Source organism: Campylobacter coli LMG 9860 (assembly GCF_000254135.1).
GTDB classification, from domain to species: Bacteria; Campylobacterota; Campylobacteria; order Campylobacterales; family Campylobacteraceae; genus Campylobacter_D; species Campylobacter_D coli.
On record NZ_AINS01000053.1, the window covers coordinates 1 to 26,146 of the forward strand.

Sequence of the window (26,146 nt, forward strand, 5' to 3'; positions counted from 1 at the left end):
AATTTTTTTAATTATACTTTCGGAGTTTTTATCAATGCCTTTTATTTTAGAATTGCTTAAACAAAATAAATTTAAATTCATCTCTTTTTTGATTTTTTCTTTTATTTCAAGTGCTGTAGGGGTTTTAACCCTAGTCTTTATCAATGATTATTTACTTAAAAATACACAAAATATTCCTATTTTATACTTTATCGCTTTGCTTATAGTATTTTTTCTTAGCTCTACCATAGTAGAGTTAGGATTAAGTGTTTTTGGTCAAAATTTCATTTTTAAGATGCAAAGACGCGTGGTAAAACAGATCTTAGATACTCCTTTGTTAAAAGTTGCAAAAGTGGGCAAGGCAAGAATTCTAGCTTCTTTAGGAAGTGATGTGAGAAATATATCTTTTGGACTTTTAAGGTTACCTGATTTCTTACAATCAAGCATATTGATACTTTGTACTAGCGCTTATTTGTGTTATCTTTCACCTCAAATTTTTACCCTTTGTGCGATTTGGATTATTGTGGTTTTTACTATTAATAATTTTTTGATGATGAAAGTTTATGCGTATTTTCGTAAAGCAAGAGAAAATGATGATGCCTTGCAAAATAATTATCAAAATATATTAGATGGCCATAAAGAGCTTTTAATCAATCGCTACCGTGCTAAGCTTTATTATGAGGATGAATTTGAAAGCAATGCAAGATCTAAAAAGAAAAATAGTACCCTAGGCAATCTTTTTAATAATCTTTCATCCAATTTTACCAATGTAGCACTTCTAGCTTTAGTAGGGGTGGAATTTTATTTGGCCTTAGAATTTAAATGGGCGAGTGTAGCTGAAGCGACAACGATAGCATTGTCAATTTTATTTTTAAGAACCCCTTTGGTTTCGATGATAGGATCTTTTCCTACTTTGCTTTTGGCAAAAATCGCTCTAGATAAGATAGCAAAACTAGAACTTGATGACTATAAAGAGCATTTTGAAAAAACCAATTTTATCAAGGATTGGCGTCAAATTTCTTTTAAAAATACGAGTTTTTCTTATGATGATAATTTTCATCTAAATCCTGTAAATTTGGATCTTAAAAAGGGAGAATTGATATTTTTAATAGGAAAAAACGGAAGCGGGAAATCTACTTTTTGTATGCTTTTAACAGGTCTTTTTAAGCCAAGCGAGGGTGAAATTTTTGTAGATGATATGAAAATTGATGATGATAATTTAGATGTTTATAGATCTTTAGTATCGGCTGTGTTTAGTGATTTTCATCTCTTTACTAAGACTTTAGCTAAAGAGAAATTTGCAGATGAAGAAAAAATCGCTTCTTGGCTTGAATTTTTAGAGCTTAAGGGTAAAACTAGAGTAGAAGATCACGAACTTGTATTAACCAAGCTTTCTACAGGACAAAAAAAGCGTTTGGCAATGCTCATAGCCTTGCTTGAAGAAAGAGATATTTTAGTGCTTGATGAATGGGCGGCAGATCAAGATCCAGTTTTTAGAAGATTTTTTTACAAAAAACTTTTACCTTTGCTAAAAGAACAGGGTAAGACGATTTTTGCAATCACTCACGATGATGCGTATTTTGATAGTGCAGATAGAATCTTTTTGGCCGAGGGAGGAAATATCAGCGAATTAAAGGGTGAAAATATTAAAGAATTGGCTAAAAATTTAGTAGAGAAATTTGATTAAAAGCCCGAAAATGGGCTTTTATTATTTTTCGTAAAGCTTTTTTTCTATATCTATATAAAATTCAGCGATTTTTCCATAAGCAATTTCCCAAGCTTTAAGTGTTGCTTCATCAGGGTTTAAAAGGTTTTTGATTGCTTTTAAAAGGCAAGCTCCTACTATAGGATAATGCTCTTCTTTAACCCCTAAATTTACATGAGTTATGGCAACTTTATCCACAAATGATCTCATATTTTCTAAATTTTCTATATTTTTAGCTGCCATTAAAATTGCCATAGCTAAGGCTTTTGGTTGTTCTCCAGATGCTTGTTTTTCCATATTAAACATAGGTTTTACTTCAGGATAGTCATTAAACATTATTTTATAAAATTCTTTTGTTAAATCTTCTCCATTTTTTTGTAAAATAGGCACACAATCTTTGATAATTTGAATTTGTTCTTGTGTCATAGTTTTCCTTTTAGTTCTTAATTTTTTTAAAATAGAGCGTATTCTAACTTTTAATCTAAATAAAAAAATTGACTTTGGTTAAATTTATGCTCAAAAATATAAATTTAAAATTATCTTTAAATTATTAAATTATATAATTGATAATAAATTAAAAAGAGGGACTATGGCAAATTTTAAAGCTTTTTATAATGAGGCTAAGTATATTTTTAAGGATAGAATCTTTAATGATTATGCTAGATGTTATGCTTATGGCATTGATGCGTCATGTTATTTTTATATTCCAAAAATAGTGATTATTGCTAAAAATGAAGATGAAATTAAGCAAATTATTCAATTAGCAAATACTTATAAAACTCCTATAACATTTAGAGCAGCAGGTACAAGTTTAAGTGGACAAAGCTCTTGCGATGGAGTGCTTGTAGTGATTAAATTTGCCTTTAAAAAAATAAAAATTAACAAAGACGCTAGCGAAATTACTTTAGGATGTGGTGTAGTAGGCATTCATGCTAATGAAAGTCTTGCTTTTTTGAAGAAAAAAATAGGACCTGATCCAGCTACTATAAATTCAGCTTTAATTGGAGGGATTATAAATAACAACTCAAGCGGAATGTGCTGTGGAACTAAGGATAATAGCTATAAAACCTTAAGAAGTATTAGGGTGATTTTGGCAAATGGTAGTATGCTTGATACCAGCGATGCTTTAAGTGTGGCTCGATTTAAAGATGAAAATAAAAAATTAATTAATGAACTTAGAGAGATCAAAGAAGAGATTAATGCTAATAAAGAATTAAAAGATTTAATAATCAAAAAATTTAAAATCAAAAACACCACAGGTTATAGCCTTAATGCCTTTGTTGATTATGATGATGAAATAGACATTTTAGCACACTTACTTGTTGGCTCTGAAGGGACTTTGGGATTTGTAAGCGAAGTTAAGCTTGCTGTTTTGGATGATTTGGAATTTAAGGCCTGTGCTTTATTGTTTTTTGATAATATCAATAATGCTGCAAACACTATAAAAGAATTTGCTAAAGTTGATTTTATAAGTTCTGCTGAAATAATGGACTATGCAAGTTTAAAAGCTGCATCAAATTATGATGAGTTAAGAGATATTTTAGCTGATATTAAAGAGGGTAATACTTGTGTATTGATCCAAAGTGAGCATAGTAATGAGCTTAAGCTTGATGAAAATATAAATAAAATAAAAGAAATTTCCAAACTAGCTTATAAGTCATATTTTAGTAAGAATAAGGCCGAATATGATTTATGGTGGAAGATTAGAAAAGCACTCTTGCCTATAGCAGCTAGTCTTAGAAAGGCAGGCTCAACGGTAATTACTGAAGATGTGTGTTTTAATATCGAGGATTTAGCTGATGGAATTAAAAGCATTCAAGAATTGTTTTATAAATATGGTTTTAGTGATAATGGAATCATTTTTGGCCATGCATTAGCAGGCAATATCCATTTTATTATCACACCGGATTTAAACAATAAGCTTGAATTTGATAATTTTTCAAATCTAGTTAAAGAAATGTCTAATATAGTAGCTTCTTATGGTGGAAGTATAAAAGCTGAACACGGCACAGGGCGTATGGTGGCACCTTTTGTGGAGGTAGAGTGGGGTAAGCAAGCTTATTTGATTAATAAAAAAATCAAAAGTATCTTTGATAAGGATAATTTATTTAATCCCGATGTAATCATTAGCGATGATAAAGATATTTATAAGAAAAATATCAAACAAGCCAGTTGGATTGATGAGAAATTAAATACCTGTATGGAATGTGGATTTTGCGAAAGATTTTGTCCATCAAATGAATATACAATTACTCCAAGACAAAGAATTGCGATCTTACGAGAGATCAAACGCCTTGAAAGCTTAAATGATGATGAGTCAAAAGCAAAATTAAAGGATATTAAAAAATATTACAATCATTTAGTAGACAGCTCTTGTGCTGCTTGTGGGGTGTGCTCTTTTTCATGTCCTTTGGGGATTAATTTTGCTGATTTTTCATTAAAATATAGAAAAAATAATATAGGATTTATATCTAAAATTTTAGGAAATCTAGCATATAAAAATCATGAAAAAACTCTAAAAATTGCTAAATTTTCATTAAGTATCGCAAATAAATTTGATAATTTAAGTCTTGATAATAAGCTCGAAAAAGCAAGCAATTTTCTTAGCATTATACCAAGAACTAGGGCGTATTTGCCTAAGGTGAATGATTATGAGTTAAAAAGTCGTAAAAGAGCTTATAATGTGGTTTATTTTACAAGCTGTCTTAATAAAAGCTTTAAACCAAATGAAAAAATGCATGATAAAAGAAGTTTGCAAGAAGTATTTGAGAGCTTGTGTAAAAAAGCAAATATAGGCATTATTTATGCACCCAATGATTTATGTTGTGGTAAGGCTTATGAGAATTTTCAAGATATCCAAGATAAAAATATACAAAAAATCAATGATTTTTTAAGCAATATAGACTCGCCCATAGTGTTAGATCATAGTGCTTGTAGTGCTAAGTTAATTAGCGATCATTCAAAGTATGAAATTTATGATTTAAGCGAGTATTTATTAAAATTTATTGCTCCTAAGTTACGCATTGATAAAATCAATGAGAATGTAGGATTATATATCATGTGTGCTGCTAGAAAGCTTGGTTTAAATGAAAATATAATCAAGCTTGCAAAGCTATGCACGAATGGAAAAGTATTAATAGATAATGATACCTATTGTTGCGGGTTTGCTGGATACAAGGGCTTTTTCAAGCCTCAATTAAATATTAATGCTACAAAGGGCTTTAAAAAATTTTATGCCAAAACAAATATTAAGCGCGGGTTTAGTACATCAAGCACTTGCGAGATAGGATTAAGCGATGCTACGGGTATATCTTGGCAGCATATAGCGTATTTATTGGATGAATGTAGTGAGAAGCAATTTAATTGATAAATAAAATCCATAATTTAAAGCAAATTATCCCCCTATAGGGCTTGTGGCTTCTTATTTTTTATTTTATAATTTTTTTAATTTTAAATTTGAGGAGTTACAAGTGCTTAGATGGTTTATTTTACTATTTTTATTGTTTTTCAATCTTGAGGCTAAAATTCCAAAAGATACTTTAATCGTAGCTGTGGAAAATGAAATTTCAAGGATAAATCCTGCATATAGCGAAGATCATGATGCGGTGATTAATCTTGTATTTTCAGGACTTACGCGTTTTGATGAGCATATGAGCTTAAAGCCTGATTTAGCTGCGTCGTGGAATGTTAGCAAGGATGGACTTAGCTATGATATCTTTTTGCGTGAAGATGTTTTGTGGCACGATGGAGTGAAATTTAGTGCCGATGATGTTAAATTCAGTCTTGAAGCTTTTAAAAATCCTAAAAATAATTCTTCAGTTTATGTGAATTTTGAAGATATTAAAAGTATAGAAATTTTAAATCCTTATCATCTTAAAATCACGCTTTCTAAACCTTTTCCTGCATTTTTAGATGCTTTAAGTATAGGAATGCTTCCTAAACATTTACTTAGTGATAAAGACTTAAATACTGCTTCTTTTAATCAAAATCCCATAGGCACAGGTCCTTATAAATTTGTAAAATGGAAAAAGGGCGAATATGTAGAGTTTAAAGCTAATGAGAATTTTTATCTTACAAAAGTAAAAACCCCAAGACTTATCATCAAACATATTTTTGATCCTTCGGTTGCAAGCGTAGAGCTTAAAAATGGCAAAATTGATGCGGCTTTGATTGATGTTTCTTTATTGAATATTTTTAAAAAGGATGAAAATTTTAAAATTTTGCGTGAAAGATCTGCTGATTATAGAGCTTTAATGTTTAATTTAGAGAATGAATTTTTAAAAGATATTCAAATAAGAAAGGCTTTAAATTATGCTGTTGATAAGCAAAGTATAGTCAAAAATCTTTTGCATGATTATGGTTTTGTAGCTAATCATCCTTTAGAGCGTTCTTGGGCGGATTCTAAAGCTTTTAAAACTTATGAATACAATCCTAAAAAAGCCCAAGATTTGATTTTGGCTTTAGGTTTTAAGAAAAACGATGAGGGTATTTTTGAAAAAGATGGCAAGATTTTAGACTTTGAAATTTGGACTATGAGTAATGATCCTCTAAGGGTGAGTTTGGCAGGAATTTTGCAAAGCGAGTTTAAAAAAATAGGGGTTATAGCTAAGGTTGTAGCAAAGCCTGCGGGCAGTTTTGATTATTCTAAAGTAGATAGTTTTTTAGTGGGTTGGGGAAGTCCTTTAGATCCTGATTTTCATACCTTTAGAGTGTTTGAAAGTTCGCAAGATAGTGCTTTAAATAATGAGGGTTGGAATTTTGGGCATTATCATGATAAAAAGGTAGATATAGCCTTGCAAAAAGCTAGAAATACTTTAAATTTGGAAGAACGCAAAAAGTATTATAAAGAATTTATTGATGCTTTGTATGAAAATCCTCCTTTTATTTTTCTAACTTATCTTGATTTTGCCTTAGTTTATAATGCTAAACTTGAGGGTGTTAAAGCAAGAAATTTAGGCCATCATGGAGTAGGTTTTACTTGGAATATTTATGAGTGGAGTAAAAAATAAGTGCTAAAACGCTTAGTTTTTAGTATTTTTATCGCATTTTTTAGCACTTTTTTATGCTTTGTTTTGCTTTATTTTAGTAAAGGTAGTGTAGCGTATGCAAATAAAGTCAATTCTCAAAGCAAGGAATTGGTTCAAAGAATAGAAGCCAATTTAGGGCTGGATAAGCCCTTGCTAGGGCAGTATCAAATTTGGCTTTTTAAGGCTTTAAAAGGGGATTTAAGTGTTTCTTTTTTAAGTGGGGAAAGTGTTTTAAAGCTCATTAAAGAAAGGATGGCAAATACCTTGATTTTAAGCCTAAGCGCCTTAGTGCTTTTGTTTTTACTCAGTGTTTTTCTTGCTCTTTTGGGGCATTATTATAAAGAAAGTTTTATAGATAAATTGATCACTTTTCTAGCCTTTAACTTTTTTGCTTTACCGCCTTTTGTTTTGGCTTTATTTTTTGTTTTGATTTTTGGAATTTTTTGGCAGGTTTTGCCTATAACAGGGACTAGTGATATAGGCTTTGAAGATGATTTTTTTAACCGCTTAAAACATCTTATTTTGCCTGTTTTAGTGCTTGTTTTATCTCATTTAGCTTTGTTTTTACGCATAGCTAGAAATTTTATCAATGAAACTTTTTCACAAATTTTTGTTCAAAATTTATACGCTAGAGCCTTAAGGGAAAAAGATATTTATTTTTTGGTTTTAAGATATTCTTTAAGCCCTATTATAGCTTATTTTGGAGGCAGTGCTTTAAGTTTTATGATGGGAACTTATGTGGTTGAGAGTGTTTTTGCTTATGAGGGGCTTGGGAGTTTGCTTTTTGAAAGCATTCTTTTTAAGGATTTTCCTATGGCTTTGGCTTTGATATTTTTTAGTGTTTTACTTGCTGCTTTTTTTACATTTTTAAGTGATGTTTTTGCTTGGATTTTAAATCCAAGATTAAAAAGGTTGAAATTTGTTTAAGATAATACTTTTTCTTACGCCTTTAATGTTTTTGATTTTAAGTGCTTTGTTTGCGCCTTTACTGGCTCCTTTTGATGTTTTAGAAAGTCATTTAAATCATTTGCACCAAGCTCCTAATTTGACTTATTATCTAGGGACTGATTTTTTAGGTAGAGATGTATTTTCGCGTTTGCTTTTTGCTTTGAGAATTTCTTTATTTATAGGAATTTGTAGTTCTTTTTTGTCTATATTTTTTGCTCTTTTTTATTTATTTTTAGCAAGATGTTTTTTTTATACTTTTTGGATGCGAATTTTAGATCTTTTTTTAGCTTTGCCTGCTTTTTTGTTGATGATGTTTTTTCAAAGTTTTGTGGGTGTAAATATATTTTTAATGATTTTTTTAATCGCTTTAGTGCATTGGCCTTTTATAGCAAGGATTGTAGAAAGCGAGTTAAAAAGACTAGAAAATTTAGACTTTTATAAAGCAAGTATAGTGTTAGGAAGGACTAAATTTAGAGCTTTTTTTAAGGATTTATTGCCAGCTTTAAAATCTTTAATATTTGTTCTTTTTATATTTAATATCATTCATGCCATAGCTACTGAAGCGACTTTGAGTTTTTTTGGCTTAGGTCTTGGTTTTAATATACCGACTTTAGGAACCTTGTTAAACGAATCTTCAAAAGCTATTTTTATAGGCGCTTGGTGGATGATACTGTTTCCACTTTTAGCTCTTATGTTTTTATTCTTACCCCTTTTATGGCTTGGAAATTATTTGCAAAAAATCGGTGGAGTAAGATCTTGAAGGTAAGAAATTTAAGCTTAAAATTAAATCAAAAAAAGATCTTTGAAAATATAAGTTTTGATATTAAAATAGCTAAGAGTTTGATGATTGTGGGTGAGAGTGGGGTTGGAAAAAGTCTTTTGGGAAAATCCTTAATCAGACTGCTTGATCCTAAATTTGAAATCAACGCAGATGAATGGAGCTTTAATGAAGTTTCTGTTTTCAATTTAAATCAAAACGAACTTCGTGCATTTCGTTCTAAAGTCGGACTTGTTTTACAAGATGCAGAGCTTAGCCTTTATCCGTATTTGAATATAGGAAATTTATTTCATCTTATTTTAAAAACTCATACAAAATTAAATCAAAAGGACCGTAAAAGATATGCTTTTGATTTGCTTGAAAAATTAGGCTTTGATGATGTAGATTTATTGTGGCATTCTTATGCAAATGAATTAAGTTTGGGTATGGCAAGAAGAGTGAGTTTAGCTCTAGCTTTATTAAGCAAGCCTCAAATTTTAATTTGCGATGAGATTACAGCTTCTTTAGATAAAGAAAATGTGCAAAAAATCATTCAAATATTAAAAAAATTAAAAAATACTTTAGGCTTAGTTTGTATCACACATGATTTAAATTTAGTCAATTCTTTAGCAGATGAGGTGCTTTTTTTAGAAAAAAATCAAGCGCAACTTTTTAGAGTGGATGAATTTTTAAGGATTTATCATGCTTGAAGTTAAAAATTTAGGTAAATTTTATGAGTTTAAAAAGCATTGGTATTTGAAAAAAGAAAAACATTTGATTTTTGAAAATATCAATTTTTCTTTAAAAGAGAATGAAAATTTGATGATTTTAGGGCAAAGTGGCGCAGGAAAAAGCACTTTAGCTAGAATACTTTGTTTTTTAGAAAATCCAAGTTTTGGAGAAATTATATATAAAAATTTAAATCCTCATAGTCTTGATAAAACAAAACAAAGACTTTTAAGAAAAGAAATTCAGTATTGTTTTCAGGATCAAAAAGCAGCCTTAAACCCCTATAAAAAAATCAAAAATCTTATCCAAGATGGTCTAGAAAATTTCAATATAAAAAAAGAGCAAGAAAAGATTTTAGAATTTTTTGATCGCTTTAACTTAAAAAAACAAATTTTAGAGCAAAAACCCTATGAGTTAAGTGGAGGAGAAGCCACTCGCGTGGGACTTATCCGCGCTTTGATCTTAGAGCCAAAAGTGCTTATTTTAGATGAAATTACTTCTAGTCTTGATATGAAAAATTCAAAAGAAATCTTAAAATTTTTATACCATTATCAGCAAGAAAATTTGATTTCTTATATTTTTATCACTCATCAAGATGGGTTTTTTGTTAACTTTAAGTGTAAAAAAATGAAACTTTAAACAATATTTATTCTTATTAAGTTTCAATATAGAAAGTTTAGAGTAAAATAGAACAAAGTGTGTAAATTTTATTTTTTGTTGTGAAGTGATTCAAAGTGTTTAAAAAAAGGAGAAAAAATGTCCCACATTGATGCTTCGCATCCTTATTTCGGTATATTTTTAATGTTAGTGCTAGCTAGTGTTATTTTTTTTGGATTGGTTTTTTTAGCTTCTAAAATTGGCAATAATTTTGCTGCAAAAAATCGTAAAAAACTAGGACTTGGAATTTATGAATGTGGTCCAATTCCGGTAAAACAAGCTAATAAGATTAATTCCCAATTCTTCATCGTAGCTTTGATTTTTATTCTTTTAGATATAGAAGTGGTGTTTTTATTTCCTTGGGCTTTGATTTTTAAAGATTTAGGATGGTTTGGGCTTTTAGAAGTATTTGTTTTTATTTTACTTTTAGGAGTTGGATTTTTATATGCTTATAAAAAAGGAGCGTTTGCATGGCAGAGCATCAAGTAAATTATGCAAGTGGTTTGCCCGTAGTTTTAACTAGTGTTGATAAACTAGTTCAATGGGGCAGGAGTAATTCTTTATGGGCTTTATCTTATGGACTTGCCTGTTGTGCGATTGAGATGATGGCGGCTGGGGGTTCAAGATATGATTTTGATAGATTTGGAACGATTTTTAGAGCTTCACCACGCCATAGTGAAGTGATGATTATCGCAGGAACTTTATGTAAAAAGCATGCTGAATTTACAAGAAGACTTTACGATCAAATGCCTGATCCTAAATGGGTGATTTCTATGGGAAGTTGTGCCAATACAGGCGGTATGTTTAATACTTATTCTACGGTTCAAGGAGTGGATAGAATTATACCTGTAGATATTTATGTGCCAGGCTGTGCTCCACGCCCCGAAAGTTTTCAGTTTGCTTTGATGATTTTGCAAAAAAAGATCCGCAAAGAAAAAGCAAGTCGTAAAATCGCACCTAAAAGGTTGGTATAATGAGAAAGTATAGCGATAAAAAAAATGCTCAAACTCAAAATTATTACAAAGATAGATTTTATCACGCGCCACACACTGTAAAATCTGATGTTAATGAAAGTGTTTTTAAAGAGGATTTTGAAGTTTTAAAAACCCAAGTAGAAATTTTAAATTCCTTTGTAGAGCTTGATTTTTGGGTAATAGAAATTAAAAAAGAAGACAATGTTAAAACCTTGCAAATGCTTAAAACTTTAGGGTATTTAAGTTTTACAGAGGCAAGTGCTATTGATTTTGTAGCAGATAAAAATGGTTTTGAAGTGTTTTATCAGCTTTTAAATTTAGAAAAAAGATTAAGAGTGAGAATAAAAACTTTTGTAGGCGTAAAAGAGCGTTTGCAAAGCGTGGCTCATATTTTTAAAGGAGCAAATTGGAGCGAAAGAGAAATTTATGATATGTTTGGAATTTTTATCATAAATCATCCTAATTTAAAGCGTATTTTAATGCCTGATGATTGGTATGGACATCCTCTTTTAAAAACCTATCCTTTGCAAGGAGATGAATTTGCGCAGTGGTATGAGATCGATAAAATTTTTGGTAAAGAATATCGCGAAGTCGTAGGAGTTGAGCAAAGAGATCCAGGTTTTGCAGATGATAAAGATACACTCAATTTTGCAAGATTGTATCATGAAGTACCAAAAGGTGGATCTAGAAAAGAGGTATCTTTTAAACAAGAGTATCAAGAAGATGGAGGCGTTGCTTTTGTAAAAAAAGTCAAACGCGACGAAGCAAAAATTTTAGAGAAAAGGCGTTAAAATGCAAATTCCTAGCAAGTTAAAACCTTATTATGAAAATATAGCTTTTGAGCAAGAAGACTCAAAAATGATTATTAATTTAGGGCCACAGCACCCTTCAGCACATGGAAATTTACGCCTTATTTTAGAACTTGATGGAGAGCAGGTTGTAAAAGCGCGCCCTACCATAGGCTATATGCATCGTGGTATGGAAAAAATGGCTGAAAATATGATATATCAAGAGTTTATCCCGACAACTGATAGGATGGATTATATCGCTGCGTCGGCTAATAATTATGCTTATTGTGCAGCTGTTGAAAAGCTTTGCGGCTTAGAAATTCCACGCCGTGCAGCAGTGATAAGAATGATACTTTTAGAGCTTAATCGCATCGCATCGCATTTGCTTTGGCTTGCAACTCACGCACTTGATATTGGGGCGATGAGTGTATTTTTGTATTGCTTTAGAGAACGCGAGTATGTTTTGGATTTGATAGAAAAATATTGTGGAGCAAGACTTACACATTCTTCTATGAGAATAGGTGGAGTTATGCTTGATTTGCCTGAAGGTTTTTTAAATGAGCTTTTGGCATTTTGCGATAAATTTCCTAAAGATATCGCTGATTATGAAGCTTTATTAGATGATAATAGAATTTGGCGCCTAAGAACTGAAAATGTAGGTGTTGTAAGCAAAGAACAAGCAATGAATTGGGGCTGTACAGGGGTGATGTTAAGAGGAAGTGGCGTAAGATATGATATACGCAAGGAAGAGCCTTATTTGCTTTATAATGAAATAGACTTTGGCGTGCCTTATGCAACGCAAGGAGATTCTTATGCTAGATATAAAGTTTATATGCAAGAATTTCGCGAAAGTCTTAAAATACTTAGACAATGTGCCGCGCTTTACAAAGATACTCCACCTGAAATTTTAGCTACGCATCCTGAGTATGTAAGTGCTTCAAAGGAACAAATTTTAACGCAGAATTATTCTTTAATGCAGCATTTTGTTTTAATCACTCAAGGTTTAAAACCCCCTAAAGGCGAAGTTTATGTGCCTACTGAAAGTCCTAAGGGTGAGCTTGGCTTTTTTATCCATAGTGATGGTACAGGAAGACCTTATCGTTTAAAGGCTAGAACGCCTAGTTATTGGCATTGTGCGTTTTTTGAAGAAATGCTTGTGGGGACTTATTTGGCTGATGTTGTGGCCATTATGGGAAATGTAAATATAGTTTTAGGTGAGATAGATCGATGAGAAGAGTAGATTTAAGAAAAAGCAAAGAGCTTTTTGAAGATTTAGCACAAATCATAAAAGAAGCAAAACAAGGTGAGGTTTTAGTGGTGCTTTTTGAAATCGGCGATTTTTCTCCTGTTGAAAAAAGTTTTTCTTTTGTAAAAGAACAAGGCTGTGAGCTTTTAAATTCCTTGAAATTTAATCAAGTGGATTGGACTATAGTGATTAAAAAGGAAAGCGTATGAGTTATGAAAGAGCGCTTTGTTTTGTGGATATGCTAAGTCTTAAAAATAAAATTTTATGTGAAAAAATTCAAGGTGAAAATATTTATATTTCTTGCCTTGAAGATAAGAATTTAAATGCGAAATTTTATAAATGTGAAATTGCAAGTTTGAGTTATGTTTTAGCTTTGCTTTGTAAGATGAGCGAAATGGATAATTTTCAAGACTTAGATGAGGGATATTTGAGTGCAGAATCTTGTCTTGGTGAAGAAGAGGCGAGTGAAATTTTAGATTTTTTAGAAAATGCAAAATACTTAATTGTAGATGAAAATATTAATTCTTACAAAGATAGTGAAAATATTAAATATTTTCTAAATTTTCTAAGCCAAAAATACAAACTTAAAATTTTAGACAGTAATGAAAAAGAATGTGATTTTAAAAATGCAAAATTGAGTACTTTAAAAGAGCTCGATAGCTATGATGGTTTGGTGCTTTTTAGAGCAAATTTAAAGGATGATAATTTGCATTGTTCTAAGCAGTTTTTACAAATTGCAAAATGCAAAGATAAAAGTGAAGTCGAAGTTTTGGCTAAGGATTTTAGTCTTAAAACCACACTTTGTTTGGATGAAAATTTGCAAGGCACTATAGCCTTTTTAAATTATGATCAACAAGGTTTTGATTTTACTCCAATTCGCATAAAGGAAGCAAAATGACAATTAAAATAAATGGCATAGATTGCGCCTTTGAAGAAGGCGAATATATTTTAAATATAGCAAGAAGAAATGATATTTTTATCCCAGCAATTTGCTATCTTTCAGGCTGTAGCCCGACTTTGGCTTGTCGTATGTGTATGGTAGAGGCTGATGGTAAAAAAGTGTATTCTTGCAATACTAAAGCAAAAGAGGGTATGGTTGTAGAAAGTGATTTACAAAATCTTTGGGATGAAAGAAATGAGATCATGCAAGCTTATTGTATCAACCATCCTTTAGAATGCGGAGTTTGCGATAAATCAGGCGAGTGTGAATTGCAAAATTTCACTCATAAAAGCCGTGTAAATATCCAAAGACATTGGATTAAAGACACACATAAACCGCATAAACATTGGGGAATGATTAATTACGATCCTGCACTTTGTATAGTGTGTGAGCGTTGTATCACAGTTTGTAAGGATAAAATCGGCGAAAGTGCTTTAAAAACAGTGCCTCGCGGAGGTGATAGTGTAGATAATAGCTTTAAAGAGAGCATGGGAAAAGATGCTTATGCGATTTGGACGAAATTTCAAAAGAGTTTGATAGGCCCTGCAAATGGAGATATGCTTGATTGTTCTTTTTGTGGAGAGTGCACTAGTGTATGTCCAACAGGGGCTTTGATAGGTTCTAAATTCCAATATACTTCTAATATTTGGGAGTTAAAAAGAATTCCTGCTTCAAATCCGCATTCAAGTGATTGTGAGCTTATGTATTATGATGTCAAACAAAGCGGTATTAGCAATCAAAAAGCTAAAATTTATCGCGTAAGCAATGATTTTGCTTTTGCGAGTTTAAATAAGGCTGCAAGATTTGCTTTTGATACGCAAAATGAGGCAAGTAAGGATGAAAAAGCTTTTAAAGAGCTTGTAGAACTTTTTGAAAAAAATGAGATTAGAAATATTAAATTCAATAGCTTTATCACAAACGAAGAAGCTTTGATTTTGCAAAATTTCAAAAAGAAATTCGGCTTAAATCTTATCAATAACGAAGCTTTAAAATTTAAAGACTTTTTGGAAGAATTTATAAGTAATGGCGGTGAGTTTTATAATGCTACAACCCAAGATATCACAAAAAGTGATTTTTTAGTCGTTGCAGGAACGCTTTTAAGATACGATGCGCCTACGCTTAGCTATAAAATCAACAATGCCTTAGTGATGAATAAAGGCTCGGGACTTTATTTTCATCCTATAGAAGATGCAGGCATTGCAAAGTATTCTAAAAATTTCATTTCACATACTCACAAAAGCGGAGATGAGGAGCAAATTTTATATTTCTTACTTCAAAAATTCACTCAAGATGAAAATATAAAAGCAAATTTAGCTGAATTTTTTGTAAATGAAAATAAAGAAATAGAAGAAAGTATTAATGAAGAAGTTATAGAGCAAGTTGTAGAAAAAGATGAAGAGGGTAATGAAATTTCTAAAGAAGTGAAAAAAGTCGTGCCTAAAAAAGTGAAAAAAACTATAGAAGTAAAACGCTCGGTTTTTGCTAAAAATTTGGGTATAGATGAGGATAAATTAGAAGATTTATTGCTTAAAAAGGCTAATTTTACTTTGATTATAGGAAGTGATTTTTATTTTCATAAAAATGCTAAAAAATTGGCTAAATTATTAGCTTTGATCCAAAATACAACTCCTTTTAAAGTCTTTTTAAATCCTACACATACAAATACCTTAGGTGTGGCTATGATTTGTGATTTGGATAAAAACACGCAAGAAGGCAAGACTTTAGGCTACAATGAAAAAGGTGATTTTAGTTTTTCTTATGAAGAGCATGCAAATTTAGCTAGTGCGAGTTTAAATCAGCAAGAGGGTACTTTTTTAAATTACGATAAAAAAGTAGTTCCAACCAATGCAGCTTTAGAATTTGATGGATATTTTTTAAATGATTTGGCTAATGCTTTAGGTTTTGATGAGGAATATACTATAAATTATACTAAGAGACTCCCTATAAATAAAGGTTTTTCTCCTTTGGAATTTGATAGTCTTGATAATTTTTATACCAATGGTGGAGAATGCAAAAGAGGATATGATTTAAATTTAGAATGCCATAAAAAAAGTGCTAAAAATGAATTTATAGCTCCCCATTTGCAAAATTTAACATTACAAGAAGATGAAATTTTGCTTTACAGTGCAAATCCTAGTTATCAATTTGGTAGATTTTCAAATCGTGCAAGTGCAACCAATGAAGCGATTTTTTTAGGAGTGAGTCAGAATTTGGCAAAAGAAAAAAACTTGCAAGATAAAGATCTTGTAAAACTTAAGATTAAAGATAAGGAATTAAGTCTTAGCGTGCGTATAGATAAAGACATAAAAAATGGGGCTTTTTTACCTTATTTTGACGAAAAAATCGACACGCTAAGTTTTTTTGATGAAAGATTTATTGTGGCAAATTTAGAAAAATTAGGAGCGAGTCATGAGTGATTTTGCTTTTTTTGCTTTAGAGGCTTTAATTAAGTGTATTATAGTGATTGCAATTTTTGCTACCTTAGCAGGACTTGCAACTTATGCAGAAAGAAAGGTTTTGGCTTATTTTCAAAGACGCATTGGGCCTGATATGGTAGGACCTTTTGGACTTATTCAGCTTGTAGCAGATATGATAAAACTTTTTACTAAAGAAGATATCATACCTTCAAATTCACAAAAATTGATTTTTGCTATAGCGCCTTTGATTGCAGCTATTTGTGCTTTTGTTTCTTTAGCGGCTATTCCTATGCTTCCTGAATTTACATTATTTGGACGCACTATACAGCCTTTGATTGCTGATATTAATGTGGCTTTGCTTTTTGTTATAGGAACTTCGGGGCTTTGTTTTTATGCTATATTTTTAGGTGGCCTTGCAAGTAACAATAAATGGTCAATCATAGGTGCTGCAAGAGGGCTTGTAGCTATCATTTCTTATGAGAGTGTAGGAGCCCTTGCTTTAATAGCTATTGTGATGCTTGTAGGATCTTTTTCTTTGATAGATATTAACAATTATCAAAGCGATGGATTTTTTTCATGGCTTATTTTTAAACAGCCTTTAGCTTTTGCACTTTTTGTGATTGCTTTATTTATCGAAACCAATAGAACTCCACTTTGTTTAACTGAAAATGAAGCCGACATCGTTGCGGGTTATGGTACGGAGTATTCGGGTTTGAGATGGGGTATGTTTTTCATAGGAGAATATGCTTCTATGATAGCAGGAGCGATTTTGATTACGCTTTTATTTTTAGGCGGTTTTAATGACTTTTATTTTATACCTGGCTGGATTATGATGATAGTAAAATCAAGTTTTATCTTCTTTTGGTATTTTTGGGCTAGAGCAGCTTTTCCACAACTTCGTCCTGATCAAGTGATGAGAATGTGTTATTTAATTTTAATTCCTTTGGCGGTTTTAAATCTTTTAATCACTGCCTTTGCAGTACTTATATAGGAGTTTGTGATGAAAAATTATTATTTAATTGATGAAAAAAGAAAGACTCCTACTAGCACTTGGCAGAAGATTTCACAAGCTTTAAAAAGAAGTGTGAAATTAGAGCTTTTTGTGGGATTGTGGGTGGTTATGCGTGAAATGCTAAAAAGAAACAATAGCGCAACCATAAAATATCCCTTTGAAAAGGTAAAGCTTGACAATCGCTACCGCGCTGTACACCGTCTTATGCGTTTTATAGAAAGTGAAAATGAAAGATGCATAGGATGTGGGCTTTGTGAGAAGATTTGCATCAGTAATTGTATCAGGATGGAAACTTCTTTAGATGAAAATGCTCGTAAAAAGGTGGGAAATTATAGTATTAATTTGGGGCGTTGTATTTATTGTGGTTTTTGTGCTGAAGTTTGTCCTGAACTTGCTATAGTTCATGGCACAGAGTATGAAAATGCAGCCGAACAAAGATCTTATTTTGGCTATAAACAAGATTTTTTAACTCCTATTGATAAGCTTAAAAATCAAGTTGAATTTGAGGGTGCGGGTAGCCTTAGAAAGGATGCGGATTTACTTGTGAAAAAAACTCCAAATTATTATGAAGTTTTACAAGAAAGAGAAAAAAATTTATGCACTGATGAAGAATGCACATTACCAAATTTAGCTCCACAAGGAGAAGTTAAATGATAGAAATTTTAGCTTTTACATTTTTTAGTGTAGTGGTTTTAGGTTTTTTCTTAGTAGCGGTTTTGAGTAAAAATATGCTTTATTCTCTTTCTGCTTTAGCCGGTGGAATGGTTTTTTTATCGGGTTTTTATTTTTTACTTGATGCAGAGTTTTTAGGAGTGATACAAATCATAGTTTATAGCGGGGCTGTGCTTGGGCTTTATAGCTTTGCTATGATGTTTTTTGATAGCTCCAAAGAATTTAAAGAAAAATTAAGAGCTAAGAAGAGTTTTTTTCTTTTAGTGATTTTAAGTGCTGTTTTGCTTTTGTTTATGCTTTTAGGCTTTAAGCACCAAAATATCGCGGGTGATTTAGCTTTAAGCGATCCAAATTTATTCGATTATAATAAGCAACTTGCTTTTGCTATTTTTTCAAAATATCTTTTAGCTTTTGAATTTATAGCTATTTTGCTTTTAATCGCTTTAATTTGTGCGATCGTGCTTACACATAAAGAGCTTACAAAGGAAAGATAATGGTAGAAAAGTATTTTTTTATAGCTATTGCAATGTTTATTGTAGGATTAATCGGTATTTTAAAAAGACAAAATCTCATTATGCTTTTTATTTCAAGTGAAATTTTACTCAATGCAGCAAATTTAGCTCTTGTTGCAGCTTCTAAGATGCATCAGGATTTAAATGGACAAGTTTTTGCTCTTTTTGTGATGGGTGTGGCTGCTTGCGAAGTGGCTGTGGGTGTAGCATTTTGCGTACTTTGGTATAGAAGAAAAGGCACTTTAGAATTAAAGAGCCTAAAAGAGGAGGTTTGATAATGCAAAATTTAGCTTTGATTTCTCTTTTTAGCCCTTTTGTAGCTTTTTTATTTGCAAGTTGTTTTGCTTTAAGTGAAAGAAAAATTTTTGTCGCTTATGTATGTTCTTTATTGATTGGTATAAGTGCATTTTGTTCTTTGTATCTACTTTTTAACAATCAAGCTTTTAATGTAAGTTTATTTGAGTGGTTTATAGGTTTAAGCTTTGGATTTAACATAGACGCTATTTCTCTTACTATGATGAGTGTTGTGGGTGTTGTAGCAACTTGTGTGCATTTTTATAGTATTTTTTATATGGCTCATGATAAAGATTTTAATAAATTTTTTGCTTATTTAGGGCTTTTTGTATTTTCAATGCTTTTTTTAGTGATGAGTGATAATTTTTTAGGACTTTTTGTAGGCTGGGAAGGGGTAGGGCTTTGCTCTTGGCTTTTGATCGGTTTTTGGTATAAAAACAATACCTATTCTTTTGCAGCTAATGAAGCTTTTATTATGAATCGTATTGCGGATTTGGGTATGCTTTTGGGAATTTTTTGGCTTTATATCCAAGCAGGCACTTTAAAATACAATGAAGTATTTGCCATAGCACAAAATTTAGATCATAATGCTTTGGTTTTGATTGCAAGTTGTTTATTTATCGGAGCTATGGGAAAATCCGCACAATTTCCTCTTCATACATGGCTTGCAGATGCAATGGCAGGACCTACGCCTGTTTCAGCCTTAATCCATGCTGCTACCATGGTAACTGCGGGGGTTTATTTGGTTATTCGTGCAGGAGAAATTTACTCTTTAGTGCCTGAGGTTTCTTATTTTATCGCTTTATTAGGAGCATTTGTGGCTATTTTTGCAGCTTCCATGGCTTTGGTGGCTAGGGATTTAAAACGCATTATCGCTTATTCTACTTTATCGCAGCTTGGATATATGTTTGTGGCTGCAGGACTTGGAGCTTATGGTATAGCTTTATTTCACTTAGTAACCCATGCTTTTTTTAAATCTTTACTTTTCTTAGGCGCTGGAAATGTTATGCATGCAATGGATGATCAATTAGATATTAAAAAAATGGGTGGGCTTTTTAAATCTTTAAAAATCACTGCTATTTTTATGACTATAGGTTCTTTGGCTTTGGCAGGAATTTATCCTTTAGCAGGCTTTTTCTCAAAAGATTTGATTTTGGGTTATTCTTTTATCGCTCATTATCATGGAATTTTCTTAATTCTTTTAATTTCAGCCTTTTTAACCGCTTTTTATAGTTTTAGACTTTTAATGTTGGTATTTTTTACTCCTTCTAGACACGATAAACATCCACATGAAGCAAGTAAAATAGCCCTTTTGACTATGAGTCCTTTGGTGGTTTTAGCTATTATCGCAGGCTTGTTTGAGCATAGTTTTTTCGAATATCTTAGCACTCAACTCATTTTTATCGATGCTCAAAATAAACTTGTAATGATTTGTGCGAGCGTAGCGGCTGTTTTGGGTGTAGTTTTAGCCATTATAGCCTATAAGGCTTCTTGGTTTAAAGATAGCATAGAGCAAAATAAAATCCATAAACTTTTGAGCAATGATTATTTTATCCCTAAGTTTTATCATGAATTTATAGTTTCAAAATACGAAAGCTTGTGTGCAGTTTTAAAACATTGTGACACTTATATTTTTGATGCTATAGTGGACAAAATTGCTTATTATTGTAATTTGATTTCGCAAAAAATAATTATGAGTAATAGTCTTAATTTAATGCTTAGATTTTTGGTGGCAGGATTTGTGATTTTGCTTATTTTGGTATGGGTGGTGTAAAATGTTAAATTATCTAATCTTTTTTCCTTTAATTGCCGCTTTTGTAACTCTTGTTTTGAATCGTGGGGGTATAAAAGTTTTTAGCGTCATAGCGAGTTTAATGGTGCTTGGTTTAAATATCAAGATTTGGCAAGATTATTTAAATGGAATAAACCTTGAATATCAACTTCCTTTCAAGGTAGTCAATTTCATGAGTTATCATATAGGCGCTGATAGCATAGCTTTGATTTTAATGCTTTTAAGCTCCTTGATGATATTTTTAAGTTTTTTATTTTTAAAGATTGAGCAAAAAGCAATGGTATCTTGCATATTCTTTTTAGAATTTGCGATTATGGGATTATTTTCTTCGCTTGATGGCTTACTCTTTTATGTATTTTGGGAATTTTCACTTTTGCCTTTGCTTTATATTATGGGAGTATATGGTAAAGATTATAGAGCAGGGATTAAATTTTTTATTTATGCCTTTGCGGGTTCGATTTTAATGCTTTTAGCTTTAATTTATCAAGCCTATGCGACCTACAAACTTTTAAATATTTTCACTTTTGATATAGAAATTTGGAAAAATAATGCTTCGGCTATGAGTTTTAATGAACAAATTTTACTTTTTGGAGCATTTTTTATCGCCTTTGTTATTAAAGCACCGCTTTTCCCTTTTCATACTTGGGCACCAAAGGTTTATGCAAATTCGCCTATTTTAGTTTCTATGATGCTTGTAGCATTTAAAATGGCTCCTTTTGGATTTTTACGCTTTTGCTTGCCACTTTTTCCTGATGCAAGTGTGTATTTTATGCCTTTAGTGGTAGCTTTGTGTATAGTAAGTATACTTTATAATGCTCTAATTGCTTACCGTGCTTCAAATTTAAAAGAATTGATCGCTTATAGTTCGATTTCTCACCTTGGGGTTATGATTTTAGGTATTTTTTCTTTTAATGCTTTGGGACTTAGTGGAGCAGTATTTTATATGTTTGCACATGGTATTGTTACAGGAGCCTTGTTTTTAATGGCTGAACTTTTATATAAAAAATACGGTACACTTGAAATTTCTTATTATCATTCTTTAGCCAATAAAGCGCCTTTATTTACTATTTTCTTTACTTTGATTTTACTTGCAAGTATATCTTTACCACTGACAATATCTTTTGTTGGAGAATTTTTAATTCTTTTAGGTGTTGCAAAACTTAATTTACTTTATGCTCTTTTGGCAGGACTTGTGATTATTTTAGGTGCTATTTATATGCTTCATGTATTTAGAAAAATGTTTTTTATGCAAAAAGAAAGTCAGCTTGAAACTTGCTCCTTGCACGCAAGAGAAATTCTTTCTTTGATACCTATAGTAGTTTTAATTTTTTATTTGGGTATAGCACCAAAGATTTTTTTAGATCCTTTAAATAAAGATGCGGATTTTATCGTTGAAAAAATGAAAGAAAGAGCTATTGATGATCAAACCATTCGATTTTTAAATCATTTAGAAGGGGAAAATAATGTTAGGTAATATCGATTTAAGCAGCTTAAATATCCCTTTATCCTATCCTTTTGCATTTTTGATTGCTGTGGCTATCGTGCTTTTGCTTTGTTCGGGTTTTTGGAAATTTCATCGAACTTTTTATATGGCTACTAGCTCTTTATCTTTGATTGTGAGTGTTTTTTTAATTTTAAATAATATCGCTGCGCAAGGCTTAGAAGCAAAAGGATTTTTAGGAACTTTAAATAATGATATTGTTTCTTTGTATGCTTCTTTGGTTATTTTATGTTTTTCGTTTTTATATCTTTTGATGCAAAAAGAAGAAAATCAAGGCGAATTTTATAGTTTGTTTTTATTTATGGTAGCGGGGCTTTTACTTATGGTTTCAAGCTCAAATTTGATCTTGATTTTCATAGGACTTGAAAGCTCTTCCTTGGCTCTTTATACACTTATTGCTATGCGCGGAAGTAATAATGCTATTTCAAGTGCTATTAAATATTTTAGCGTTGCGGCAGTAGGCTCGGGCTTTTTTGTTATGGCGTCGGCTTTGATTTATATTAGAACAGGCACTTTGGATTTGGGTTTAAAATTGGCTCTTGATAAAGATCCTATGCTTTTAGGCGCAGGAGTTATGATTTTTGTTTTATGTGCTATCAAACTTTCTTTAGCTCCTTTCCATTTTTGGTTAAAAGATGTGTATTCTTCAGCACATGTAAATTTGGTCGCTTTTATCTCTGTTGTTCCTAAAATAGCAATGTTTGTTGTAGTTATCAGACTTTTTAGCTTTTTAAATTATTTAGGATTTGAAAATATTTTAAATGTATTGGCTGTATTTTCAATGCTTGTTGCAGCTTTAGCCGCATTGAGTCAAAAAGATGTCAAAAAGATGTTTGCTTATAGTTCTATAGTGCATTCTAGTTTTGTTTTAGCAGCATGTATACCTTTGTTAAATGCGGCCGATGATGTTTTAAATTCTATATTTGTTTATTGGGTGCTTTTTGGTTTTGCTAATTATGGTGTGTTTTTGATTCTTAGTACCTTTAAGGGAAGTTCGTTTGAAGAATTTAATGCTTTGTTGTTTAAAAAGCCTTTGATTGCACTATCGCTTAGCTTTTGTATACTTTCATTAGCTGGAATTCCGCCATTTGGAGCTTTTTGGGGTAAGGTGATGGTGTTAAAAACTTTAATTGTCGCTGATTATTGGTATTTAGCTCTTTTTATGGCTTTAGCATCGCTTATTATGCTTTATGCGTATTTAAAGCTAGTCATCCATGCTTTATTTGTAAAAACTCAAGCTAAAGTTTCGGAGCATTTAAATTTTATTCAGAGTTTTATTTTAGCTCTTTGTACTTTGATTAGTGTATTTGCTTTATTTTTGTTACTCAAAATATAATATAATTATTGTATGAAAATTATATTTTTGGTATTGCTGAGTATTTGTACTCTTTTTTCTTTTGAATTAGCCCTAAATACAGGCCGTGAGAACAATCAAGCTTTTGCGGTCTTACATGCTAGTAATGACTTAGATTTTACTTGTCAAAAGATTGTTATTGAAGATAAAATACATTTTGAATGCGAGATTATGGGTGTAGTAGATAATAAATTAAGCGATCAAAGTTTCACTGCTTTTGATCTAAAATTTATTAAAGAACCTCAAAAGATTAAGATGATTATCCTGCCTAAAATGAGTGCAAGAATGTTTGATTTATCGCAAAATATTTATGCAGATAAGGAGTTAAATTCTTCTAGTATGCATAAAGGCAAGAGTTTTACTTTCATTTTTACTCCAGAATTAGAGCATGTAAAAGATTATGATGGACTTGATTTTAATATCAATTTTCCATATGAAAGTTTACCTTATGTCGGAGCTTTGGATTTAAATTCAGATCCTGTCATCATCCCTCAAAGTGCTGATATTAATACCTATTTGCGTATAAAAAATGAGTACGATAAGGCTAATTATACTCAAGTGGTTATAGATGCTCAAAATGCTATCAATCGCTATCGTGGTAGTATTTTTATGAATGAGTTTATACTTTATAAGCTTAGAGCACAAAGCCAAATTTACACTCAAGATCCAAGTATGCGCGATCAGCAAGTTTTGGAAAAAATGATTGATGAGGCTAAAAATTGGAATCGTACTTTTACAAGCGATAAGAATTTTCCAGAAGTCTTGCATATTATGCTAAGAACCTATATTGCTTTATCGCAACGCGCTGATATAGAATATACTATGTCGATTTTAAATAATGAGCAACCCAATAGTTATTTTACTCAGCTAGCAAGACTTGATTATGCTGATTACATCTATCCTTTAAACGAGAAAGAAAGAGCTATAGATATTTATGAGGATATTTATTTTAACACCAAAAATTTAGATTTGGCAGCAAGGGCGGCAATGAGCTTAATCAAAGATTATCTTGCCAATAATCAAATCGATAAAGCTGTGCAATATGTCAATACAATTTTAAAAGCCAATCCCGAATATTTTCCAAAGGATATGTTTAGATCTTTAGAGCTTGCTAAGCTTTTTAATCAGCATAAACAATATGACATAAGTGCAAGTATTTATGAAGATGTTTTTGTAAAAATGCCTAAAATTGATGATAGATATGAGCAGGTTTTAAAGGATCTAGCTTTAACCCTAGCTATGACTTCAAGATCAAGTGATGCTAACAAATATCTTGATTTATATATGGATAATTATTTAGATGGAAAATATTTAGATGAAATTAGAAAAGCAAATGATGAGGTTTTCTTTGCCTTAGCGGATAATAATGCTACATTTTTACATCAGCGTTATGCAAACCTGATGAAAGAGTACGCTCAAAAAGATGAAAATATAGTCAATAAAGCTTTAAGCGAAGATGTTGCGCTTTATTATAAAGAGGGTAACTTAAGTGCAGTTTTGACCTATAAAGATCAGATAGAAAATAAGAAATTAACAAATTCTGCAAAATTATTAGAGCAAGCAGCTATTCAGCTTCTAAACAATGATTTAAAAGCCGATAATTGTATCAATGCTGTTAATATATTTACACAATTTAATGCTTACGAAATTGGACAAAAGATAGAAAATAAAAAACAAATGCTAGCTTGTCTTATGAGAACTTCAAATATGCAACAAGCAATGGATTATATCGATAAAAATCATAATGAAGATTCTATTTTTTATGGTTTGCAAAAAGCATCTATACTTTATGATAATAAACAATATCCATTAGCTTTAAATATAGCTCGAGAAATAGCAAATTCTAGAATTTTAAAGAGTGATGAGGAGAATTTTAAAGCTTATTATTTGCAATTTTTGTCTTATTTGAAAATGGATGATTATAATATGGCTATTAAAATTTTACAAATTTTAGAAAGCTTTCCTATGAATTTTACAATGGTTGAAGCTTATGATAATTTATTAATTTACGCAAACGATCACAATATGCAAACAACGATTTTAACTTATGCGCCCAAGGCTATCGACTATCAAAATTTAAAAGGAATTAATCTTTTTAGCCCCAATTTAGAATTTATTTATCTTGATACTTTAGCGAAAACCAATCAAAATCAAGAAGCTTTAGCAGTATTAATAGATTTGTTAAAATTAAAGCTTTCAGATGAAGATAGGGCTAGAGCTTTATATATACAAAGTATGACTTATGAAAGAATGCAAAATACTCAGGCGCAAAAAGAAAGTCTAAAGCAGTGTTTGGAGCTTAAAACTACTTCTAATTGGCAAAATTTATGTCGAGATAAAAATCAAATTTTAGCCCAATAAGCTTAATTTGATTTTCTATGCATTGAGATGATTTTTGTTTTGTGATTGCTTAGCTTGGATTTTTTAAATCATCATAATAAAAACTAAAATCATATTTTTATTTTTAAGAAATTTACTATATTTTTCTTTATAAAAATCTTTTTATCTTTAATAGTTCTTTCCATGCTAGCTTTCAATTTTGGGTATAAATATGTATAAATTTATAAGCGAACAAAGTTATATAGCGTATATTAATTTTTACAATCTATAAAGTGAGTCATTTTTTCGAGTAGGCAAAACATGAAGTTAAGTAAGGAATTTAATTAAGAAGGTGATTTATTTTAAGTGAAGTGAGAAATAAATTCAATGGATAAGCAAATTAATTCACAAGAGCAACAATATAACAATAAAATACAGAATAAACTAGTAAATAAGGAACTATAAAAACAAACCAATACCTAACCTAGAACTTAACAAATAACGAATTAAAGATATTAATGAA

23 protein-coding genes are annotated in these 26,146 nt (G+C 31.0%); 22 read left to right on the top strand and 1 reads right to left on the bottom strand.

Going from position 1 to position 26,146, the window contains the following annotated elements:
* Window positions 1-34: 34 nt before the first annotated feature.
* The gene (locus CCO88_RS07380) at window positions 35-1,666 is read left to right on the top strand and encodes a multidrug ABC transporter permease/ATP-binding protein (protein ID WP_002781464.1); all 1,632 of its coding nucleotides are present in this window, start codon (window positions 35-37) and stop codon (window positions 1,664-1,666) included.
* Window positions 1,667-1,687: 21 nt separating this feature from the next.
* Here the strand turns inward: CCO88_RS07380 and cgb are convergent, their stop codons facing one another.
* Window positions 1,688-2,110 (bottom strand): single-domain globin Cgb, encoded by a 423-nt coding sequence (gene cgb, locus CCO88_RS07385; protein WP_002781467.1) that lies wholly within the window; start codon window positions 2,108-2,110, stop codon window positions 1,688-1,690.
* A gap of 163 nt (window positions 2,111-2,273) precedes the next feature.
* Here cgb and CCO88_RS07390 point away from each other — a divergent pair, with 163 nt between their 5' ends.
* The 21 genes from CCO88_RS07390 to CCO88_RS07490 all read left to right on the top strand — a co-directional run bounded on the left by CCO88_RS07390 (window position 2,274) and on the right by CCO88_RS07490 (window position 25,665).
* Window positions 2,274-5,051: an FAD-binding and (Fe-S)-binding domain-containing protein gene (locus CCO88_RS07390; RefSeq protein WP_002820892.1), complete on the top strand. Its 2,778-nt coding sequence runs from the start codon at window positions 2,274-2,276 to the stop codon at window positions 5,049-5,051.
* Window positions 5,052-5,154: 103 nt separating this feature from the next.
* Window positions 5,155-6,693, top strand: coding sequence for an ABC transporter substrate-binding protein (locus tag CCO88_RS07395; RefSeq protein ID WP_002792094.1), 1,539 nt, complete (start codon window positions 5,155-5,157; stop codon window positions 6,691-6,693).
* Window positions 6,694-7,638, top strand: a complete 945-nt coding sequence (locus tag CCO88_RS07400) for an ABC transporter permease (RefSeq protein ID WP_002781475.1) — start codon at window positions 6,694-6,696, stop codon at window positions 7,636-7,638. It begins immediately after the preceding gene.
* A gap of 25 nt (window positions 7,639-7,663) precedes the next feature.
* The gene (locus CCO88_RS07405; protein ID WP_072213563.1) at window positions 7,664-8,419 is read left to right on the top strand and encodes an ABC transporter permease; all 756 of its coding nucleotides are present in this window, start codon (window positions 7,664-7,666) and stop codon (window positions 8,417-8,419) included.
* The gene (locus CCO88_RS07410) at window positions 8,416-9,126 is read left to right on the top strand and encodes an ATP-binding cassette domain-containing protein (RefSeq protein ID WP_002781477.1); all 711 of its coding nucleotides are present in this window, start codon (window positions 8,416-8,418) and stop codon (window positions 9,124-9,126) included. The genes CCO88_RS07405 and CCO88_RS07410 overlap by 4 nt, the downstream gene beginning before the upstream one ends.
* Window positions 9,119-9,784, top strand: a complete 666-nt coding sequence (locus CCO88_RS07415; RefSeq protein ID WP_002781479.1) for an ATP-binding cassette domain-containing protein — start codon at window positions 9,119-9,121, stop codon at window positions 9,782-9,784. The genes CCO88_RS07410 and CCO88_RS07415 overlap by 8 nt, the downstream gene beginning before the upstream one ends.
* 117 nt (window positions 9,785-9,901) lie before the next feature.
* Window positions 9,902-10,291, top strand: coding sequence for an NAD(P)H-quinone oxidoreductase subunit 3 (locus tag CCO88_RS07420; protein WP_002777882.1), 390 nt, complete (start codon window positions 9,902-9,904; stop codon window positions 10,289-10,291).
* Window positions 10,273-10,776 carry a NuoB/complex I 20 kDa subunit family protein gene (locus CCO88_RS07425; RefSeq protein WP_002777888.1) on the top strand — a complete coding sequence of 168 codons (504 nt, stop codon included), beginning with the start codon at window positions 10,273-10,275 and terminating at the stop codon, window positions 10,774-10,776. The genes CCO88_RS07420 and CCO88_RS07425 overlap by 19 nt, the downstream gene beginning before the upstream one ends.
* Entirely contained in the window at window positions 10,773-11,567 is a 795-nt protein-coding gene (locus CCO88_RS07430) for an NADH-quinone oxidoreductase subunit C (protein WP_072233347.1), read from the top strand. The genes CCO88_RS07425 and CCO88_RS07430 overlap by 4 nt, the downstream gene beginning before the upstream one ends.
* Window position 11,568: 1 nt before the next feature.
* A complete protein-coding gene (nuoD, locus tag CCO88_RS07435) occupies window positions 11,569-12,795 on the top strand; it encodes an NADH dehydrogenase (quinone) subunit D (protein ID WP_002813007.1) in 1,227 nt (408 codons plus the stop codon).
* Window positions 12,792-13,019 (top strand): NADH-ubiquinone oxidoreductase subunit E family protein, encoded by a 228-nt coding sequence (locus CCO88_RS07440; protein ID WP_002777895.1) that lies wholly within the window; start codon window positions 12,792-12,794, stop codon window positions 13,017-13,019. Before nuoD ends, CCO88_RS07440 begins: the two co-directional genes overlap by 4 nt.
* The gene (locus CCO88_RS07445) at window positions 13,016-13,708 is read left to right on the top strand and encodes a hypothetical protein (protein WP_002777897.1); all 693 of its coding nucleotides are present in this window, start codon (window positions 13,016-13,018) and stop codon (window positions 13,706-13,708) included. Before CCO88_RS07440 ends, CCO88_RS07445 begins: the two co-directional genes overlap by 4 nt.
* Window positions 13,705-16,167 (top strand): NADH-quinone oxidoreductase subunit G, encoded by a 2,463-nt coding sequence (locus CCO88_RS07450; protein ID WP_002783414.1) that lies wholly within the window; start codon window positions 13,705-13,707, stop codon window positions 16,165-16,167. The genes CCO88_RS07445 and CCO88_RS07450 overlap by 4 nt, the downstream gene beginning before the upstream one ends.
* Complete coding sequence (gene nuoH, locus CCO88_RS07455; protein WP_002777899.1) at window positions 16,160-17,158, top strand: NADH-quinone oxidoreductase subunit NuoH; 999 nt, start codon at window positions 16,160-16,162, stop codon at window positions 17,156-17,158. The genes CCO88_RS07450 and nuoH overlap by 8 nt, the downstream gene beginning before the upstream one ends.
* 9 nt (window positions 17,159-17,167) lie before the next feature.
* Window positions 17,168-17,833 carry an NADH-quinone oxidoreductase subunit NuoI gene (nuoI, locus tag CCO88_RS07460; protein ID WP_002777900.1) on the top strand — a complete coding sequence of 222 codons (666 nt, stop codon included), beginning with the start codon at window positions 17,168-17,170 and terminating at the stop codon, window positions 17,831-17,833.
* Window positions 17,830-18,345 carry an NADH-quinone oxidoreductase subunit J gene (locus CCO88_RS07465; protein WP_002777901.1) on the top strand — a complete coding sequence of 172 codons (516 nt, stop codon included), beginning with the start codon at window positions 17,830-17,832 and terminating at the stop codon, window positions 18,343-18,345. Before nuoI ends, CCO88_RS07465 begins: the two co-directional genes overlap by 4 nt.
* On the top strand, window positions 18,345-18,638 hold the full coding sequence (gene nuoK, locus CCO88_RS07470) for an NADH-quinone oxidoreductase subunit NuoK (protein ID WP_002777902.1): 294 nt from the start codon (window positions 18,345-18,347) through the stop codon (window positions 18,636-18,638). Before CCO88_RS07465 ends, nuoK begins: the two co-directional genes overlap by 1 nt.
* 2 nt (window positions 18,639-18,640) lie before the next feature.
* Window positions 18,641-20,431 carry an NADH-quinone oxidoreductase subunit L gene (nuoL, locus tag CCO88_RS07475; protein ID WP_002783411.1) on the top strand — a complete coding sequence of 597 codons (1,791 nt, stop codon included), beginning with the start codon at window positions 18,641-18,643 and terminating at the stop codon, window positions 20,429-20,431.
* 1 nt (window position 20,432) lies between these two features.
* Window positions 20,433-21,923, top strand: a complete 1,491-nt coding sequence (locus CCO88_RS07480; RefSeq protein WP_002783409.1) for an NADH-quinone oxidoreductase subunit M — start codon at window positions 20,433-20,435, stop codon at window positions 21,921-21,923.
* Entirely contained in the window at window positions 21,913-23,286 is a 1,374-nt protein-coding gene (locus CCO88_RS07485) for an NADH-quinone oxidoreductase subunit N (RefSeq protein ID WP_002783407.1), read from the top strand. The genes CCO88_RS07480 and CCO88_RS07485 overlap by 11 nt, the downstream gene beginning before the upstream one ends.
* A gap of 12 nt (window positions 23,287-23,298) precedes the next feature.
* Complete coding sequence (locus CCO88_RS07490; protein WP_002789710.1) at window positions 23,299-25,665, top strand: DUF7494 domain-containing protein; 2,367 nt, start codon at window positions 23,299-23,301, stop codon at window positions 25,663-25,665.
* Window positions 25,666-26,146: the final 481 nt, after the last annotated feature.